Source organism: Microcoleus sp. D3_18_C2, from assembly GCF_036702395.1.
Taxonomy (GTDB): Bacteria; Cyanobacteriota; Cyanobacteriia; order Cyanobacteriales; family Microcoleaceae; genus Microcoleus.
Genome location: NZ_JAUBTG010000022.1, coordinates 21599 through 40568, shown reverse-complemented (window position 1 = coordinate 40568; position 18970 = coordinate 21599). Strand labels below are relative to the sequence as shown.

At 45.1% G+C, this 18970-nt stretch carries 16 protein-coding genes and 1 tRNA gene; 1 reads left to right on the top strand and 16 read right to left on the bottom strand.

Annotated features, from left to right (window positions below):
• The first annotated feature begins 99 nt into the window (after positions 1 to 99).
• Positions 100 to 822 carry a pentapeptide repeat-containing protein gene (locus QUA88_RS15370; protein WP_333055595.1) on the top strand — a complete coding sequence of 241 codons (723 nt, stop codon included), beginning with the start codon at positions 100 to 102 and terminating at the stop codon, positions 820 to 822.
• A gap of 208 nt (positions 823 to 1030) precedes the next feature.
• Here the strand turns inward: QUA88_RS15370 and urtE are convergent, their stop codons facing one another.
• The 16 genes from urtE to QUA88_RS15290 all read right to left on the bottom strand — a co-directional run bounded on the left by urtE (position 1031) and on the right by QUA88_RS15290 (position 18877).
• Positions 1031 to 1729: an urea ABC transporter ATP-binding subunit UrtE gene (urtE, locus tag QUA88_RS15365; protein WP_333055596.1), complete on the bottom strand. Its 699-nt coding sequence runs from the start codon at positions 1727 to 1729 to the stop codon at positions 1031 to 1033.
• A 211-nt stretch (positions 1730 to 1940) separates the two neighbouring features.
• Positions 1941 to 2687 carry an urea ABC transporter ATP-binding protein UrtD gene (gene urtD / locus QUA88_RS15360; protein ID WP_333055597.1) on the bottom strand — a complete coding sequence of 249 codons (747 nt, stop codon included), beginning with the start codon at positions 2685 to 2687 and terminating at the stop codon, positions 1941 to 1943.
• 179 nt (positions 2688 to 2866) lie between these two features.
• The gene (locus QUA88_RS15355) at positions 2867 to 3595 is read right to left on the bottom strand and encodes a TIGR00266 family protein (protein WP_333055598.1); all 729 of its coding nucleotides are present in this window, start codon (positions 3593 to 3595) and stop codon (positions 2867 to 2869) included.
• Between the two features lie 186 nt (positions 3596 to 3781).
• A complete protein-coding gene (gene urtC / locus QUA88_RS15350; RefSeq protein ID WP_333055599.1) occupies positions 3782 to 4924 on the bottom strand; it encodes an urea ABC transporter permease subunit UrtC in 1143 nt (380 codons plus the stop codon).
• Positions 4925 to 4951: 27 nt separating this feature from the next.
• Positions 4952 to 6106, bottom strand: coding sequence for an ABC transporter permease subunit (locus QUA88_RS15345; RefSeq protein ID WP_333055600.1), 1155 nt, complete (start codon positions 6104 to 6106; stop codon positions 4952 to 4954).
• A 487-nt stretch (positions 6107 to 6593) separates the two neighbouring features.
• Positions 6594 to 7913: an urea ABC transporter substrate-binding protein gene (urtA, locus tag QUA88_RS15340; RefSeq protein ID WP_333272458.1), complete on the bottom strand. Its 1320-nt coding sequence runs from the start codon at positions 7911 to 7913 to the stop codon at positions 6594 to 6596.
• Positions 7914 to 8452: 539 nt separating this feature from the next.
• Positions 8453 to 8525, bottom strand: a tRNA-Ala gene (locus QUA88_RS15335).
• A 120-nt stretch (positions 8526 to 8645) separates the two neighbouring features.
• Positions 8646 to 9374, bottom strand: a complete 729-nt coding sequence (locus QUA88_RS15330) for an HAD family phosphatase (RefSeq protein ID WP_333272455.1) — start codon at positions 9372 to 9374, stop codon at positions 8646 to 8648.
• 129 nt (positions 9375 to 9503) lie between these two features.
• Positions 9504 to 10403 carry a class I SAM-dependent methyltransferase gene (locus tag QUA88_RS15325; RefSeq protein WP_333210705.1) on the bottom strand — a complete coding sequence of 300 codons (900 nt, stop codon included), beginning with the start codon at positions 10401 to 10403 and terminating at the stop codon, positions 9504 to 9506.
• 252 nt (positions 10404 to 10655) lie between these two features.
• The gene (locus tag QUA88_RS15320; protein ID WP_333055604.1) at positions 10656 to 13220 is read right to left on the bottom strand and encodes an ATP-binding protein; all 2565 of its coding nucleotides are present in this window, start codon (positions 13218 to 13220) and stop codon (positions 10656 to 10658) included.
• Positions 13221 to 13515: 295 nt separating this feature from the next.
• Positions 13516 to 14241: a TVP38/TMEM64 family protein gene (locus QUA88_RS15315; protein WP_333055605.1), complete on the bottom strand. Its 726-nt coding sequence runs from the start codon at positions 14239 to 14241 to the stop codon at positions 13516 to 13518.
• Between the two features lie 99 nt (positions 14242 to 14340).
• Positions 14341 to 15327, bottom strand: coding sequence for an arsenosugar biosynthesis radical SAM (seleno)protein ArsS (gene arsS / locus QUA88_RS15310; RefSeq protein ID WP_333055606.1), 987 nt, complete (start codon positions 15325 to 15327; stop codon positions 14341 to 14343).
• A 231-nt stretch (positions 15328 to 15558) separates the two neighbouring features.
• Positions 15559 to 15954 carry an arsenate reductase, glutathione/glutaredoxin type gene (gene arsC / locus QUA88_RS15305; protein ID WP_190732266.1) on the bottom strand — a complete coding sequence of 132 codons (396 nt, stop codon included), beginning with the start codon at positions 15952 to 15954 and terminating at the stop codon, positions 15559 to 15561.
• A gap of 43 nt (positions 15955 to 15997) precedes the next feature.
• The gene (gene arsH, locus QUA88_RS15300; protein ID WP_333055608.1) at positions 15998 to 16654 is read right to left on the bottom strand and encodes an arsenical resistance protein ArsH; all 657 of its coding nucleotides are present in this window, start codon (positions 16652 to 16654) and stop codon (positions 15998 to 16000) included.
• A gap of 6 nt (positions 16655 to 16660) precedes the next feature.
• Positions 16661 to 17812, bottom strand: coding sequence for an ACR3 family arsenite efflux transporter (gene arsB, locus QUA88_RS15295; RefSeq protein ID WP_333055609.1), 1152 nt, complete (start codon positions 17810 to 17812; stop codon positions 16661 to 16663).
• A 36-nt stretch (positions 17813 to 17848) separates the two neighbouring features.
• On the bottom strand, positions 17849 to 18877 hold the full coding sequence (locus QUA88_RS15290) for a PstS family phosphate ABC transporter substrate-binding protein (RefSeq protein WP_333272449.1): 1029 nt from the start codon (positions 18875 to 18877) through the stop codon (positions 17849 to 17851).
• Positions 18878 to 18970: the final 93 nt, after the last annotated feature.

The window sequence follows — 18970 nt, the reverse complement described above, 5'->3', positions numbered from 1 at the left end:
TTTGATCTAAGTTGAGATTTATTGATCTCAATGTAGGGCGTTCGCTTTTCGGAGTATCATACAATATCAATGGTATTTTTGCACTCTTGTTATTTATTTATGAGAAAAATCACAATATTATCGATCGCCCTACTAATTTTTGCAGCAACTCTCGAACTGCCGAAGGTGGGGCTGCAACTAAGTGCGATCGGGCAAATAGAAACACCCCAACCAATCCCAACACCCCAACCAATCCCAACACCCCAACCAATCCCAACACCCCAACCACAAACACCCCAACAAATCCAAACACCCCAACAAATCCAAACACCCCCAATCCAAACACCCCAACCAAAAGCAAACGACCCCAAAAAGCTCGGCTACGTCTCCCCACAATTTGCCGAAAATTTCTCCCAGCAACAAATCGACCAAATCAACGCCAACGTCGAAACGCTGCTGCTAACTCAAAGCTGCTCCCGCTGCGACCTCCGAGCCGTAAAATTAGTTAACCTTAACTTAAAAAATCCCATCCTGACAGGATCGGATTTATCAGATGCCAACCTCAGCGGTAGTCGCTTCGAGATATCAGATTTTGTCAACACCAATCTAGCTCGCACAAACTTAAGCGGAGCCGAATTAGTAGGAGCGAGAATCAGCAACGCTAACCTTAGAAAAGCTAACTTGACAAAGACAAATCTAGACGGTGCAGACTTGCGATTTTCTGACTTGAGAGATGCCAATCTTTCCGATGCCAACCTCCGCAATGCTAATATAGATGGCGCTACTATCGATCGAGCAAGTATGGCCGGCACCACAATGCCAGACGGCAGAAAAAATCAATAATATAGTCTCGTTTCCGGCGCGATTGAAATCGCTTCTTGTCAAACAAAGTCCGCATGGTGCGCGGACTGCATCCCTTCCAGGCTCTGCCTCCTTGTCCTTGTTCCCAGGCAGAGCCTGGGAATAAACACCTAGAGGCTCTGCCTCATTTCCAGATTGTTAATTAATCCGTGTATCCGTGTCCAAATCCGTGTCGTGCCTTCCTTCTGAATCAAACAGCCAAAAACCTCTGAATCACCTCATCACTTAACTCGCTAGTGCTTCCCGAAGCCACAATCCCGCCTTTTTGCATAGCATAATACCAGTCAGCTTGCCGCACAAAATGCAAATGTTGCTCCACCAACAAAACAGAAATTCCCCTAGTCGCAACCACACGGCGCACCGCAGCTTCAATATCTAAAATAATCGATGGCTGAATCCCCTCCGTAGGTTCATCCAAAACCAGCAACTGCGGCTCACCCATCAAAGCCCTAGCAATAGCTAACTGCTGCTGCTGTCCCCCGCTCAAATCACCTCCCAGGCGATCGAGCATAGTTTTCAAAACCGGAAATAACTCAAAAATTTCATCAGGAACTTCAGGATTTTTGGTTTTGCTTGGTTTCGCTTCCAAACCTAACAAAAGATTTTCTTTTACAGTCAAACGTGGAATAATTTCACGCCCTTGAGGCACATAACCAATGCCTAATCTAGCCCGCTGGTAAGTCAACTTAGAAGCAATAGATTGTCCGCCAAAAGCAATAGTGCCACTGCGCGGTTGCAGCAACCCCATAATCGTTTTTAGCATCGTAGTTTTGCCCACACCATTGCGGCCGATCAAGCAAACCATTTGCCCAGCATTTACGCTTAAATCGACATCGCGCAAAATGTGACTTTCGCCGTAATAAACATTCAAATTAGAAACTTGTAGCATAGTTTTTAGATGGGTAATGGATAATTGGTAATTGGTAATTGGTAATTGGTAATTGGCCTCGTGTCCGTTGAATTACCCGCGCTCAAATTTGGTCGCTGGGGCGGGTTTCTGTAGATTGTCGGTGAGGATGAAAGATTGTTGGTTAACCCGCCCCTACAAATCTTGTGGTTAATTTACCAAAGATGATACGTCAACTGTCAACTGTCAACTGTCAACTGTCAGGTTTTCCCAAATATACCTCAATTACCCGATCGTCATTTTGCACCTCATCCATAGTCCCCTCACACAAAACCGCACCCTGATGCAACACCGTCACCTGCCGCGCAATTTGCCGCACAAACTCCATATCGTGCTCAATTACCAACACCGAATGACTTTCTGCCAACGAAATCAGCAACTCTCCAGTTAACATCGTTTCCTCATCCGTCAAACCCGCCACAGGTTCATCTACCAACAACAAATCAGGAGATTGAGCCACCAACATTCCAATTTCCAACCATTGCTTTTCCCCGTGAGAAAGCAAACCCGCCGAAATATCAGCCTTAGCAACTAAACCAATGGTTTCTAACAAACCAGAAACCGTGCGTTTTTCAGCAGCAGAAGCAGGCTGGAACAAAGTTGAAAAAACATTTTTGTGGCGACTGCAAGACAATTCCAAATTTTCGCGTGGCGTTAAATTCAAGTAAACTCGCGGCGTCTGAAACTTGCGGCCAATTCCCAAACGCGAAATCCTATCTTCCGACAACTTGCGTAAATTTTGTCCCTTAAATAACACCCTGCCCTCAGTCGGCTGCACCTTCCCAGTAATTGAATCGAGAAAAGTAGTTTTCCCCGCACCATTGGGCCCAATAATAACTCGCAGTTCGCCCGCATCCATACTAAAATTTAAACCGTTGATGGCTTTAAAACCATCAAAACTCACAGTCAAGTTTTCTATTTCTAATACTTTGCCATTCATAGGTAATTTCTCCGGGTAGGGTGCGTCAGTTAAAAGTCTCTCGGTAAGCCAGAAAATCTGTGGGCTGACGCACCTGAGAGCGCTGATTTTCTCTGAGAAGGTGCGTCAGTTAACAGTCTCTGGGTAAGCCGGAAAATCTGCTAGCTGACGCACCCTACACAAGCACATAAATGGTTATTTTACTCTAAACTAAAACTGCTAGAGCTGCTCGAAATAGGAGGTGGAGAAGCAGCTAAAATCCGTTCAGCTAACTTCGAGAGTGGCAAACTTTGCACGTATACTTTTCCCGGCCCAGTCATCTTTGCCAAAAACAAGCCTTCACCTCCAAATAAAGCATTTTTAAACCCGCCAACAAACTGAATATCGTAATCTACAGTCGCTGCAAAAGCTACTAAACAGCCGGTGTCTACTCGCAACACTTCGCCAACTCCCAAATTTTTCTCAACTATTGTTCCTCCCGCATGAACAAAAGCTAGCCCGTCACCCTGCAACTTTTGCAGAATAAAACCTTCTCCGCCAAAGAAACCGGCACCGAGCCGCTTCGTGAAAGCTACCTCAATGTCAATGCCGTTGGCCGCACAGAGAAATGAGTCTTTTTGACACAAAAATTTACCGCCAAGTTGGCCTAAATCAAGGGGAATTACTTTACCCGGATAGGGGGCGGCAAAAGCTACGCGGGCTTTACGATTTCCGGCGTTGACAAAGGTGGTAATGAAAAAACCCTCTCCTGTCAGCATTCGTTTGAAACCTTGAAATAAGCCGCCGCCTGTGGATGTTTGCATTTGGATGTCGCCTTCCATGTATGTCATGGTTCCAGCTTCAGCCCTGACGCCTTCTTTGGGGTCGAGTTCAATCTCGATGAGTTGCAAATCGTCGCCGTAGATTTTGTAGTCAATAATATCTGCCATATGTTGTCCCTCAAGTTAAAGAACGAAGCTACTTGCTACGGATATCTAAGTAGGTGGACATATATATTGCGTCTCCTCAGAGAGAAACGCAGATTTTCCCAAGTCTATTGCGATTGCTTTGTTTGTCTGTTGTAGGTGACATTTATTTATGTCAGCCTACTTATAAATTACACGATATTTTTGCACTCAATGTTCAAGTTCTTCTTTTTCGAGCTGCACTTGGGGGTCTTGTTCCAGGCTGGGGTAAGTAGATACGTACTTCGGTTTTCTGAACAAGCTGCGGATTTGGTCGAAACTTTGATCTTGCAGCCATCCGACTATGCCGTCGGGCAGGACTGTGACTACTATTAAAAATAGCGCGCCTTGGAAAAATAGCCACACTTCGGGAAATTGTTCGCTCAAAAAACTCTTGCCAAAGTTGACTAGCAGCGCTCCTAATATTGCTCCAGATAATGTGGCGCGGCCTCCCACTGCGACCCAGATTACCATTTCAATTGAAAAGGCAATATCCATTGCTTTTGGCGAAATGATTCCGGTTTGTACGGTAAATAATGCGCCGGCAATCCCGGCTAAACCGGCGGAAATTGCAAAGACTAAAACTTTATATCCTGTGGGATTGTAACCTGAGAAACGCAGGCGCACTTCGTCGTCGCGAATTGCTACTAGCAGGCGACCGAAGCGTCCGCTGGTCAGCCATCGGCAGAGGGCATAACTTGCTGCTAGAAATAGTATGGTGAGAATGTAGAAAATATATTGAGTATCTCGGTCATTGACTGTGGCTCCGAACAAGGTTTTAAAGTCGGTGAGTCCGTTGGTGCCGTTAATCAGTTTTTGCTGACCGTTAAAGAAGTTGAAAAATACAATGGTTGCTGCTTGGGTGAGAATTGAAAAGTAAACGCCTCGAATTCGATTGCGGAATACTAAATAACCTAAAAGTGCACCCAAGATGGCGGGGATGAGAACTATTGCTAATGCTGAGAAGGGAAATGAATAAAATGGTTGCCAAAACCAGGGGAGTTCGGTAACGCCGTAGAGGTTCATAAATTCTGGCAATTGACTGCTGGCGGTTGGGGGAATTTGCAGTTTTAGGTGCATGGCGAAGGCGTAGCCGCCGATCGCAAAAAACACCCCATGTCCTAAACTAAGTAAACCCGTGTATCCCCAAATTAAGTCTATGCCGAGGGCTGCAATTGCTAGTGCTAAAAATCGCCCTAATTGATTGAGCCGAACGTCGGGGAGTATTCCTGGGAGGAGTAAGATGAATGTGAGGGCGATCGCGCTGACAATTGCCGCTTCTTTTACCCAGGGTTTTTGATGTTTTTTCTGCATTTTTCGCTACACTCGCAGTTGTAATTTTTAATTTTCTACCGTCCGCCCTTTTTGCGGGAAAATCCCTCCCGGCTTCACTTGCAGAAAAGCCATAATTAAGGCGAATACCATTACTTTTGCCATGCTGGTTGTGGCGAAAAATGTGAAGAAGTCGGCTAAAGGCTTGATAGGAGCGAACATTAATGCTAGAGTTCCCGAACCGATCAGGTAATTGGCAGTGCCGATCGCGATCGCAGCAACTACACTCCCCACAATCTTGCCAACACCGCCCACAACCACCACCATAAAGGTATCGACTATATAATTTTGTCCGGTATTTGACCCTACCGAACCAATCAAACTAATCGCGCACCCAGCGACACCAGCCAAGCCTGAACCCAAAGCAAAAGTCAGCGCGTCTACTTGTTCGGTAGGAATACCCAAACACGCACTCATGCTGCGATTTTGCGTCACGGATCTAATCCGCAATCCCCACACAGACTTTTGCAAAAATAGGTAAATTCCCGCCAAACAAATTCCGGTGAGGACAATAATAAAAATTCGCGCGTAGGGCAACTGAAAATTGCCCAGCGGTATGCCGCCCCGCAACCATTGCGGTGCAGTCACGTCCACATTTTGAGCGCCAAACCAAGGTTGAGTTACGGCCAGTTTGTAAGTTTGCCCTAAAAAGGTGCTCACCGCCCAGGAAATACCCAAAGATAAAGGCAAAATTATGGCGATAATTGTGCTGCGAATGCGATCGAAATCCAGGCGCGATTTCAGCACCCGCAAACCGCCAAAAAACAGCAAACAAAACACCGCAATCCCAATTACCAACACCCAACTCACGCTGCGGACAAACTGCTGCAAAATTAAACTTACGCCCCAAGTTGCCAGCAGAGTTTCTAGCGGCCGCCCGTAAAGATAGCGAATCACTCCCCGTTCGAGAATTAATCCTACCAATGCAGCCACTAAAAAAGCTAGGGGAATTGCAAATAAAATGTAGGTTTCAAAAGCAAATCCTCCGATACCTTTGAAGACATTTTGCACTACGAAAGTTGTATAAGCCCCCAGCATCATCAACTCGCCATGAGCCATATTAATTACGCCCATCAGCCCGAAAATAATCGCTAATCCCAGGGCTGCAATTAGTAAAACAGCGCCGATGCTAAGGCCGTTAAATAAACCATCTAATATCGCCAATTGTGTTACTCCTGCATCAAGTCGGTTAACTTTGTTCGCGGATAATTAGGGGCTGATTTTACCCCATTGGTGTCAAGTTAAGCATCGAGTTTTATATAAAAAATGCTTAGATTCAGTATCTCGATTCCCCTAAATCCCCCTTAATAAGGGGAGTAGGGGTTGACTTTGAAGAGTCCAGTTCCCCTATATTAAGGGGGAATTTGAAGACTCCGGTTATATCATGTCCGATCGAGTGACTGCGATTAAAAGGGCGGGTTTTTGAGATTGTCAATTATTGGCAGATATTTTTCGTGAACCCGCCCCTACCGTATTAGGAGTAATCGACCGGACATGATATTACCTCTTATTAAGGGGAGTAGGGATTGACGAAAGAATGCTCTTACTCCCCCCTTGGTAGGGGCGGTGCTACCCCTACTCCCCGTGCCCGCCCTTGGCTAGGGGGGATCGGGCTTCACCCAAGCGTATTGAAATTGGTATTACCTACTTATCAAACTTTGAATTTGCCACCTTTTGCGGGGTCTGACCAATCGCAAGCAAAGCCTTGTGTTTCAGCAACAAATTGATTCCAAGGCACCGGCTTCACTGCTTCGGGTGTAGCAAATGCGATGTTAAATAAACCGTCATCTCTAACTTCGCCCAACCGCACAAATTTAGAAAGGTGATGGTTAACTTCCATCGTTACTGTGCCCCCCGGCGCGTCAAAGGTTTGACCCAAAGCGGCTGCCCGTACTTTTTCCAAATCGTCGGCTGTCCCTGCTTTTTCGACAGCTTGCTTCCACAGGTAAACCATGATATAAGCTGCTTCCATCGGGTCATTGGTCACTCTATCTTTGCCGTATTTTGCCTTGAAAGCTTCCACAAATTTTGTATTGGCCGGAGATTCCACAGTCATGAAGTAATTCCAGGCGGCGTAATGGCCTTTAAGATATTCTACGCCGATCGCCTTTACTTCTTCTTCTGCAATACTGACTGACATTGACGGATATTTGTCCGGGCCCAAACCTGCACCCTGCAACTGTTTGAAGAATGCTACGTTGCTGTCGCCGTTGAGGGAATTAAAAATGACGCCGCCGTCTGGCAAAGCTGCCTTAATTTTACTAATAATTGGCGTGACTTCTGTCCCACCCAAAGGAATGTAATCTTCCCCAACTAATTCGCCACCTTTGGCTGCTAGCTGGGCCTTGATAATTGTATTGGCAGTGCGGGGAAAAACGTAGTCAGACCCGACTAAGAAGAATTTTTTGCCTTTATTTTCTAGCAGCCAGTCCACTGCGGGTTCGATTTGTTGGTTCGGGGCTGCCCCAGTATAAAAGATATTTTTGGAACACTCTTGACCCTCGTATTGTACGGGATACCAGAGCATATGATTTTTTTCTTCAAATACTGGCAATACTGCTTTGCGGCTAGCGGATGTCCAGCATCCGAAGACGGTGACAACTTTATCTTGGTCGATCAATTTTTTGGCTTTTTCGGCAAAAGTCGGCCAGTCTGAGTTGCCGTCTTCTATTACTGCTTCGATTTGTTTTCCGAGAACGCCACCAGCTTTATTGATTTCTTCGATCGCTAATTGTTCGGCATCGACAACGCTTTTTTCGCTGATGGACATCGTGCCGCTCAAGGAATGCAAAATTCCTACTTTGATCGTGTTTCCGCCCCCGGCTGCTGCTGGTGTAGTTCCTGTTGATGTGGGAGAAGCGGCTGGAGTTGCTGTTGGAGTTGGAGTTCTACAAGCTTTTAGAAATAAACTTGATGTTAGGGTAGCAGAACCGTATAAAATAAATTTCCGCCGATCGAATCGCTTTGTCATTTTTTCTTGTTACTCTTGAATAGATGAGTCAGATGATTGAGAATAATAACACATAGCGACTTGATATTAAGACTCGCGCCAGCAGACTGTTGTATTTTTAGCTACAAAACTTATTGTTTTTGACAAAATGAATGTTTTGTGGGATTGAGGGCAACTGCGCCATAAACCGGGGTGATACCATTTTAGATTTTCGATTTTCGATTTTAGATTGACTGATGACATCAGGGTTGGGATCGCGGGCGTAGCGGATTTTTTTGGCAAACCTGGTTTAGACGCCCAAATACGTCTTTTCAGGAATTAGTGTGACATTAGAAACCCGGTTTCTTTACATAAATTATCTTATTGATGCTACCAGTTAGGCAGCAACCGGGTCGATCGCACACTCATAGAAAGCGGGTTTCTCGCTCTCGACAGGTTATTGATGCTAAAACTTAAGCAGCAACCGAGTCGATCGCACTTGCATAGGCGAGTATCAAAGCAGGTGACGATCGCACTTCGCTTTGAGTACGATCGTCACCTGTAGAAATACCCCTAATTTATGGAGAATAGCGGACTCGAACCGCTGGCCTCTGCGGTGCGATCGCAGCGCTCTACCAACTGAGCTAATTCCCCTGATTGAGTTTTAATTTAGCATTTTAGATGCGAGATTGCCGAATCTAAAAGGCTGACAGGTTTTGCTTGCTCTCACGTTCGCAGACCGTCACTTACACTAGCACGTAACTGCTAAAAAGGTCAAGTGTTTTCCGCAGCCGGCTCAGTGGGGGCGATCGAGCAAAATGCCGCCACTCTATCCAACTCTAAATCAGCAAAATAGTCCACCGTCCAATTAGCTTGGCGCTGAATCATGTGAAACGGGTAAGTGTGAGTCACACCCGCAACCTGAATCCCCGCTTTTTTCGCTGCTTCAATCCCCGCAAAAGTATCTTCTAGCGCCAAACACTCGATCGGTTGCAGGTTAAAGTCGGGATATTTCTGGTTGAGAAGTTCCACAGCCAATAGATAGCCGTCGGGTGCTGGTTTGCTTGCCGTCAAGTCATCGCCTGCAACAATTAACTCAAAGTTTGCTGCCAAACCGGCCCGATCTAACACCAATTCTATATCCGATCGCAGTGCCCCGCTAACTACGGCCATTTTCAGTCCGGCGGGCCGAATTTTATCAATAAATTCTGCCAAACCCGGATAAATCGGCAGTTTCTCCAAAGTATCTATTTGAGCTTTGTAAGCTTGGGCCTTGCGCTGCAGCAGTCGATCGAGATATGTTTCTGTTAGATATCGTCCCCGGCGCTTGAGCAGTTCGGTAATGCAAGCGCGATCGCTCCTTCCCAAACAAATTTCTCGAAACTCCCCACGTTTGAGCTGGAGATTTTCATCGAGCATCAATTGTGCGATTATTTTCTCGTGAATTGGCTCGTCATTAACAATCACACCATTAAAATCAAATAAAACTGCTTTTAGAGTCATTAGTCATTAGTCATTAATCATCAGTCATTAGCAAGTTAGTAGGGGCGGGTTTTACCAACCATCTCAACCTAAAACTAACCATCTATGAAACCCGCCCCCAAAGGGCGAAAAATACACCTCAACAATAAGTCAAGCCGGAGCTGGAATGCCCGGTAAATCGCCATCAAAATCAGGAGTTCGATCGCCCCAATTCCACCCCCTCGCCACCTTAGCCTGTTCCAAATCTTCCCCCGGCAAAGGTTTCACGCCCTGCGTCACCTGATTCACCCACCAGTGTTCGTGAGTTTGCACCCCCGCGAATCCTGCAGCCCCCACCCAAGCATCGAGGCTGCCAGCCGCGTAAGACTTAATATAAGGCTCTTCAAAGATATCAGTCAGCCACTCTGTCTGCCGCAAAGTTTTTTGGTTTCCGTCCAAAATTGCCACTTGTCCCCCAACCTTCAGCAGTCGGAAGCTTTCTCGCAAAATTGCCCGCGATACAGCAGGTGGCGTCTCGTGAAACAGCAAGGAAGCTGCGACTAAATCGAAGCTAGCATCGCCAAAAGCAACGCTTTCGGCATTTCCGTGCAACCACTGGATATTTAAGCCGGCTTTTTGCGCTTTCATGTCGGCAACTACCAGCATATAAGGCGACAAGTCCAGGCCGACAACTTCCGCTTCGGGAAAAGCCTGCTTGAGCATGAGCGTTGTCGAACCGGTGCCGCATCCCAAATCGATGATTCGGCGCGGTTTCACCCGCACAGCGTCAATTAAGCCTTGCCTGACGACTGTTTCGTGGGGAGGCAAAACATATTGCGTGATGGGATCGTAGGAAACGGCGGCACTGGGGTTGAGATAGCCGCGTTTAATGCCGTGAAAGTTTTGGCTGCTGTAATATTCGGGATAAACTAAGTTGGGTTGTCGGTAGCGATCGCCCGCTGTTTCCCAGTCGATACCTTCGTAGAGTCGTTTCAGCGCTTCTTCGTCGATCGCCAGTCGCATCAGGGGCGACAAAAAGCGCTCGAAAATTGTATCCTTGCCAACAGCCATAAAACACCTTTAACAAAAACTATTCTAATTTTAGCCAACCGCCGTAAATTTAGCATTAATTAAAACTGTTTAGCCCCTCTTCCCTCTTCCTTCTATCCCTTACCTCCGTTAAAACTTTACAAAATCTGCGGGCTTCCTTTCCCACTTCCTACTTGTACGAGTTTAAACAAGGCAACTGTAGACAAGCTATAAACTCTTATTTTATCAGTCCTTCCCAAATCTAAAATCTAAAATCTAAAATCTAAAATCGTTTTACTTTCCGTTACTAATAGGAATTTTAACCAAAAATTCCGTTCCTCCCCCCGGAGGTTTAGCAATTGTGATGCTACCACCATGTCCATCTACTACAATTTTGTAGCTAATTGCTAACCCCAAACCCGTGCCTTTACCCACATCTTTAGTAGTAAAAAATGGGTTAAAAATTTGGTCTTTAACGCTGTCGGGAATGCCGGGGCCGTTGTCGGCGATCGCCACTTTCAGAAATTTACCGCCATGTTCGCGAACTACCCCCGTGGAAATAGTAATAATTTTATCCAGGCGATCGATCTCGTTCAAGGCATCGATCGCATTACTCAGCAAGTTCATAAACACCTGATTTAGCTGAGACGGATAGCACTCGACTGAAGGCACTTTTCCGTATTTCTTGACTATATAAATTCTATTTTTAATGCGGTTGGAGAGCAGCAGCAAGGTATTTTCTATACCTTCGTGAATATCCGCTAGCTTTTTGTCAGATTCATCCAGGCGAGAAAAGTTCCGCAAAGAAAGAACTATGCTGCGAATGCGTTCGCTTCCTATTTTCATAGAATTCAATATATGCGGCAAATCCTCCTCGATAAATTCTAACTCGATTTCTTCGCTAAATTCTGCGATTTCCTGGGGAACCTCTGGGAATGCTTCTTTGTATAAACTCACCAACTCTAATAAATCTTTAGTATATTTGCTGGTGTGAGGCAAATTAGCCGAAATAAAGTTAACGGGGTTGTTGATTTCGTGCGCTATTCCAGCCACCATTTGACCTAGGGATGACATTTTTTCGCTCTGCACTAAATGAGTTTGAGTTTTTTTCAGTTCATTTAAGGCACTATTAAGCAGTTTTACTTGGTCTTGGGTTTGACTGTAAAGGTGAGCTTGAGTAATTGCGATCGCCAATTGGTCTGCTACAGCTTTTAACAGTTGAATTTCCTCCCGACTCCAAAGCCAATGAGTAGCGTGGCTACAAATTAAATAACCCTGCGGCTGGTTCTGAGTCTGGACAGGTACGGCTAAATAGCTATTAGCTTTAAGTTCCGGCGGTTGAGTTACACCCTCCGCCCAAGTGTCGCTCGAAAGAATAATTGGTTCGCCTTGACCACTCCGTACTAACACATTTTCGATAAAGTAAGACTCAAACTTTAGGGCTTGTGTCGGAGAATCAGATGGGCAATATTCCCACAGGATTTGTAACGTTTTTTCTTGCGGTTTGTACCAACCAAAAGCCGCCCGTTCTAGGTGCAGCAAACTTACTATTTCTTCGACTGTACTTTGCACAATCTTGTCTAATTCAAGAGAAGCGCGAATACGTCCAGCAATCCGGTTGAGCATGGCTTCTCGCTCCGCTTGAGCGCGATTGTTTTCGGAGGAGTAAATTAGCCAAATGGCTGCTAGCATTGCCGGGATGAGCAGTCCGGCGACTACGGATGTCAGCAAATTTAATGCTTGCAGTTGGGATTCAATATTTTCGCGGGGAATTACTAAAGCCATCGACCAGTTAACTTCCTTGAGGGGAGCATAGGCTACATACACCCATTTGTTATCTATTTTTACCAGTTCGATGTTCGTCTGGCGGTCGATCATCTGCCGCGCAATTGTGGAGAGAGCGGGGTCTTTTGACTGTAAAAAGCTTGGGGCCTCCTGGTCGATATTTCCGATTAAGTTATTGTTGGGATGAACAATTGGCACTCCTTGTGAATTGAGCGCAAAAGCATAACTTTCGGAACCGTACAGTAAGCTGTTAGCGACAGATGTTACTCGGTCTAATTTAATGCTGCCCGATAGGACTCCAATTACTTGATTGGGAGCGGGAGGTAAGGCCCAAATAGGAGCTGAAATAATAATCGTAGAAACTTTTGTACTGCGGCCGATCAGCGGGTCGGAAACGTTGAGCTGTCCGGCCATTGCTTTTTGAAAGTGTTGGCGGTCTTTGCTGTTCGCGCGGTTGCCTAGAGTATTGATAAATGAGCCGTCGGGTTGAATTAATGACAGGATGAAATACTCTTTTAACCGGTATATTTCTCCTTGCAACCGGGGTTCGACTAATTGCCAATTGAGAGTGCCAACCGTAGGATCGTAAGCAATGGTTTCTATTTCTGCTTTGCGGCTGCTTAGCCAGCGGTCGATTTCATCGGTGCCTTTTTCTAGTTTTAATAGTGCTATTTGCTTTAAATTGTCAAGGATTAGTCCGCGTACAAAAAAATAGCTGATGCAAGCTGTTGTGCTAATGGTTAAAGCGGTGGTACCCAGAATTAGCAGGGTCAGCAAATGGCGGCGCTGCCGTCTGTGTTGCCAAAGACTGTGCGCTTGCTGCCACTGCGATTGAGCAGAATTGCTAATGTTGTCCCAGATTTGGCGCAGCTTTTTTGTTTGGTGTGGCGGCGGCGCAGACACAGATCCGGCTTGATTTGCTGGGTTTTGCATCATCAAATGTTCTCTCCGAATCAAATTCATCAAACTGTATTGGTCATTCGGCAGAATTAATATCAGCCAAGTCGTGAAACCAGTTTCAGAAAATAATGCAACTGTAGACCGGTGCTGCCAACCCTGGTGGTCATCAGTCATTCCCAATCTAAAATCTAAAATCTAAAATCTAAAATGGTAAGACTTACATTCCGGATTGCAAACAATTTTTCTTATGGTTGGGCACTCGCCTTCTATTTTGGCATCAATTGTATATTTCGACGTTCGATTTACCTATTTGAGGTTTGTGCTTTACGATATCTTTAATATCTATCTCGTTTGTATAACAAAATAATTGTAAATAACACAGAGAAAATACGGAGTTTTTTAGATTTCTAATGTATTATAATGTATGAGCAAAACTCTATTGACAATTTTACTGATTTGTGCTTTGGTTTCAAGGGGAAATTTTTTCGTCTAAAGCTTTTTTAGCCAAGCGGGTTGCATAAACGGTGAGGGCGATCGTTGCTACCAAACCAATGCCGTAAAGAGTCCACTCAGCAGCAGTGCGCGATCGCCCGCTAGATCCAAGTGCAGCCAAACTCCCGGCCAGGGAACCGATATAAACATACATGACTGTTCCGGGAATCATGCCGATCCAAGATGCCAAAAAATAATCTTTTAGAGATACCTGCGTGACTCCAAAAGCATAGTTAAGCAAATTAAACGGAAAAATGGGAGAAAGTCGCGTCAGCAGCACAATTTTCCATCCTTCAGAAGCAACTGCGGAGTCGATCGCCTTAAATTTTTGATTGCCCTCTATCTGTTTGGAAACCCAGTCGCGAGTTAAATACCGCCCTACCAAAAAAGCGCAAGTTGCGCCTAAAACTGAGCCGATGGAAACACAAACCGAACCGCCAACGACTCCAAACAAAACGCCAGAACCGAGAGTCAGCAAAGAACCGGGGATAAATAGAACGGTTGCGACAATGTAAATGAGAATAAAAGCTGCCGGGCCCCACGGGCCGAGACTCGCGATCGACTCCAAGGCATTTTTCAGAATTCCTTGAAAGTTAAAAAACCTAGTCGCTGCAATTAAAGCCACAGCTAAACCAATCCCTAAAATCAGTTTCCACCTATTTGATGGCGGCGGATTTTCATCGGGCGATCGCGAATCATTCATTACCTAAACTCTCCACTCATTCATTGCATACACCGTAAGGTTTGTAGTTGCGCTTTAGCGCTAAAAAACTTTGTAATAAAGCGCAACTTTTCCCTTAAATTAAATCAAAGTACCGCCACAGCTAGAACCGCTACCCGCCGTACAGCCGTAACAATAAGCAGCCGTTTGCACATCTTGAATCACATCTAAACTGCCAGATGCAAGCAATTTAGCAGTATTTATCTTTTCCCCACTGCCAGTTTTCGCCGGCAGATTTTCCATTTGGTTAAAATCGCAGTCGTAGACATTGCCCAAATAGTCGATCGACAATTCGTTACGGCACATTAAATGTTCCAGAGTACCGGGATTAAAATTATCCTCCAAAAACCCCAGATAAGACTTGTGAAGTTTCTTATGTTCCAAATGAAACTTAGTCCGTCCCACCGGCAAATTAGTAATCGCGAACAATTGATTAAAACAAATCCCAAAATCTTCGGCTAAATAAACCTTGTAATCTTCCTCTAACTTGCCTTGTTCCGGTGTTAGCGAAAACTTGTCTGTTGCCGGCACTTGTGGATTGTACACCAAATCCAGAGTTAAATTTGGGTTTTTTCCGTATCCCAACTGATTTAGCTTTTGCAGCGCCCGAATCGAACTGTCAAAAACACCGTTGCCACGCATTTTGTCCACATTGTCAGCTTGGTAGCAGGGAAGCGACGCCACAATTCTGAGTTGGTGCTGCGCGCAATATTCGGGAATATCTTCAAAACCTTTTTCAAAGTAAATAGTCAAATTAGAACGAACAATTACCTCTTTACCTGCAGCCCTGGCAGCTTCCGCTAGCGGTTTAAAACCGTAAAGCATTTCGGGAGCACCGCCGGTGAGGTCAACAGTTTGAATTTGAGGAAAGCGGCGAATGATTTCAATTAATTGGTCGCAAATTTCCGGGGAAAGTTCTTCTGTTCGTGTCGGGCTAGCTTCAACGTGGCAGTGAGTGCAAGCGAGGTTGCAGCGTTTGCCGAGATTTATTTGTAAAACTGTAATCTGCTTTTTAGTTAAAGCTGAGTGAAGTTTGTTTTTGAAAGGCGTGACTGCGGTCTGAATCATGTGCTAAACTTTTTAGTCTCTGCTCGCAACGGATTTAGAGGCGTTCCGGCGGAACGCCTCTCATAATTTAGCACTAATTCTTTGGATGCGAAAGCGACAAATTTTAACTGTCGCTACAAAGTTAATTGAAACTCACATCTTGCACCATTCTTAAGAACAGGCTTTTCGGCCTGTTCCACAAAAGTTAATTTTATTGTGGGGTGGGCATCCTGCCCGCCCGTCTACTTAATCTTACTTGAGAGAGTCCACTAATGTTTCAACTCGTGCTTTAATTTCATCTCGAACGCGGTGAAAAGTTTCGATGGGTTGTCCGTCGGGATCGTCGAGTTGCCAATCTTCAAACACTTCTCGCAATACCCACGCTTCGGGTAAATTCACGCCGCAGCCGCAGAGAGAAATTACGGCGTCGTAGTCTTCTGCATTGAATTCGTTTAATGGGTTGGATGTTTGATCGGTGATGTCAATGCCGATTTCTGACATGACTTGAATTGCTGTTGGATGAACTCTGCTTGATTCTAACCCGGAACTGGTGACTCCAATCTTGCCGGCGCCGATGGTTTTAGCGAATCCTTCTGCCATTTGCGATCTGCAGGAGTTTCTTTTGCACACAAACATTACTTTTTTCATGGGATTTGTTGGTTGTTGGTTGTTAGTTGTTAGTTGGTGGTTGTTAGTTAGATGTTTCAAGGGCGCGATTTGCTAGGGCGATCGCCTCTTTAGCTGCTTGTTCCTTGCGTTCGCTGTAGCGATCGGTCAAATAGTCGGTTTGCTCCCGCAACAGCAAGGTAAACTTGTACAGTTCCTCCATTACGTCGATCGCGCGATCGCGGTAAGGCGAATCCTTCATCGTCCCATCTTCATTAAATTCCTGATAAGCCTTCGCAACCGAAGACTGATTCGGAATCGTAAACATCCGCATCCAGCGGCCCAAAATTCTCAAAGTATTGACAGCATTAAAAGACTGGGAACCGCCGCTGACTTGCATCACCGCCAAAGTCCTGCCTTGAGTTGGTCTGACAGCCCCAATATTTAAAGGAATCCAGTCAATTTGATTTTTCATAATGCCAGTAATATTACCGTGCATTTCTGGACTAGACCACACTTGACCCTCCGACCACAGGCTCAATTCCCGCAATTCTTGAACCTTCGGATGCGTATCGGGAACGCTACCGTAAATTGGCAGTTCCAGAGGATTAAAAAACCTAACCTCTGCACCGAACCCCTCAATAATTCGAGCCGATTCTTCCGCCAACAAGCGGCTGTAAGAACGCTCTCTTAAAGAGCCGTATAAAAAGAGAATTTTGGGTTTATGAGTGAATTCGTTCATGAGATTCTAGCAATTGGAATTGGGCAGACAACGAGGGTCTCGCAGCGATGCAGTTTCTGGTTTTCGGGGAAACCAAAATGCTGTTCGCTTGCAGATTTCTACCAACATTAACATCACTGGAACCTCAATTAAAACACCTACAACTGTAGCCAAGGCTGCACCTGAGTTTAAGCCAAACAGCATCACAGCCGTAGCAATCGCTACCTCAAAATGATTGCTGGCCCCAATCAGCGCGGCAGGTGCTGAATCTTCGTAGCACAAGTTGAGTTTTAAAGCTGCTACATAAGAAATCAGGAAAATGAAGTTTGTCTGGATAAACAGAGGCACAGCAATTAAAAGAATGTGCAGAGGATTGTTAACAATCAACTCTCCTTTGAAGGCAAACAAAAGAATTAGCGTAATCAAAAGGGCAGCCGTAGCAACTGGACTCAGATATTGCATAAACTCTCGTTCAAACCATTCTCGCCCTTTATGTTTAAAAATCCAGAAACGGCTATACATTCCGGCGGCTAAGGGCAAACCGACATAAATCAATACAGACAATACTATTGTCTGCCAAGGAACAACTAAATCATTTGCTGCTAACAGCCATCTGCCTAATGGTGCATATAAAAACAGCATTGCTAGGGAATTAATGGCAACCATAACGAGGGTATGTCCTTGATTGCCGTAGGACAGATATCCCCACATTAAAACCATCGCAGTACAGGGGGCAATTCCTAATAATATTGTACCTGCAATGTAGGAACTAGCGATGGAGACTTCACTGCCACGAATTATTTCGGTGCCGGTAATGAGGGGGCGAAATAGCCAACCTAAGAAAAACTGAGAAAATGCTACCATTGTAAATGGTTTGATAACCCAGTTGACGACTAATGTTAAAATCACTGGTTTGGGCGTTCGCGCTGCATTAGCCGCCTGGGTAAAGTCTATTTTTACCATGATGGGATACATCATAAAAAATAGACAGATGGCAATAGGAATTGACACCTGATAAAAGCTGAGAGCATCAAGGGTGACGGCGACGTTAGGGAATAGTCTACCGAGAAGAATACCGCCTAAAATACAAAGAAATACCCAAAGGGTGAGGTATCTTTCAAAAAAACTGAGTTTGCTTCCTGCTTTGACAGGTGAGTTAGTTGCTTGAGGATGGTTCATTTAGTTAACTGGTAAGTGAAACTTGATGAGAAAAAATTAAAATTTTGCCTCTTTTCGTAATAACTCTCCAATGGTTAAGTCAAACCTAGCTTGACCATCGAAGAAAGTCCCAACTTTGCCATTGTAGAAATTCTTGTAAATCAGTTGATAGCCTTCGCTTGGTAGGGGAATGTAACCGACCGACTGGACTAAACTTGGTGCTTTTTTCATGTAGAATTGCACAAACTCGCCCACCTCTGGTTTATTTTGGACAGCGGTGTAACTGACATAGATAAAAAGAGGTCTACCGAGGGGTTGATATTGAGCGTTTTCTACAGTTTGTATGCTGGGTAGAACTGGCCCTTTACCATTGTCTATTCCTAATGCTTTTAATTGATTTTGATTGGTTTCGTAATAGCTTAATCCAAAGTAACCCAAGGCATTTGGATCTTTGATAACTCCTTGGGCTAAAACATTATCATCTTCACTAGCTGTATAGTCGGTACGGCTGGATTTCGCAGTACCTACTGTTGCTTCTGTGAAGTAGTCAAATGTACCGGAATCTTTGCCTGCACCGTAAAGGGTTATAGGTTGATTTGGCCAATTAGGTCGAATCTGATTCCAGCGGGTAATTTTTCCTTGGGCGGCGGGTTCCCAAAGTTTTTTTAGTTCGGCTACTGTGATGTCTTTTGCCCAGCTATTTTGGGGATTGACTACTACTGTGAGCGCGTCAAAGGCGACTGGTAATTCGTAGTAGCGGATGCCTGCTTTGTTGCAGGCTTCCATTTCCCCTGCGCTGATGGGGCGCGAGGCGTTGCTGATGTCTGTTTCGCCAGCACAAAACTTTCTAAATCCTCCACCAGTACCGGAGAATTCAACAGTAATTGATGCTTTTTTGGGATTGGTATTTTGATATTCTTTGGCGATCGCATCCGTAATTGGATACACGGTGCTGGAACCGTCTATTTTAATGCTTTGCGATTCTGGCGACTGGACTTGTCCGCAGGAGCTGAGAAGCCCGATCGCACCTATGGTCAAAGCAATTATACTTAGTGCGGAAACCTTGGCCTTTTCTGCTCGGTTCATTGACCTCACCCAATGCCATAACTAAGGGGTACACTGGAATCATATCAATAAAATTTGATATGTCAAGTATGAGGGAAGACAAACAGGCAATCA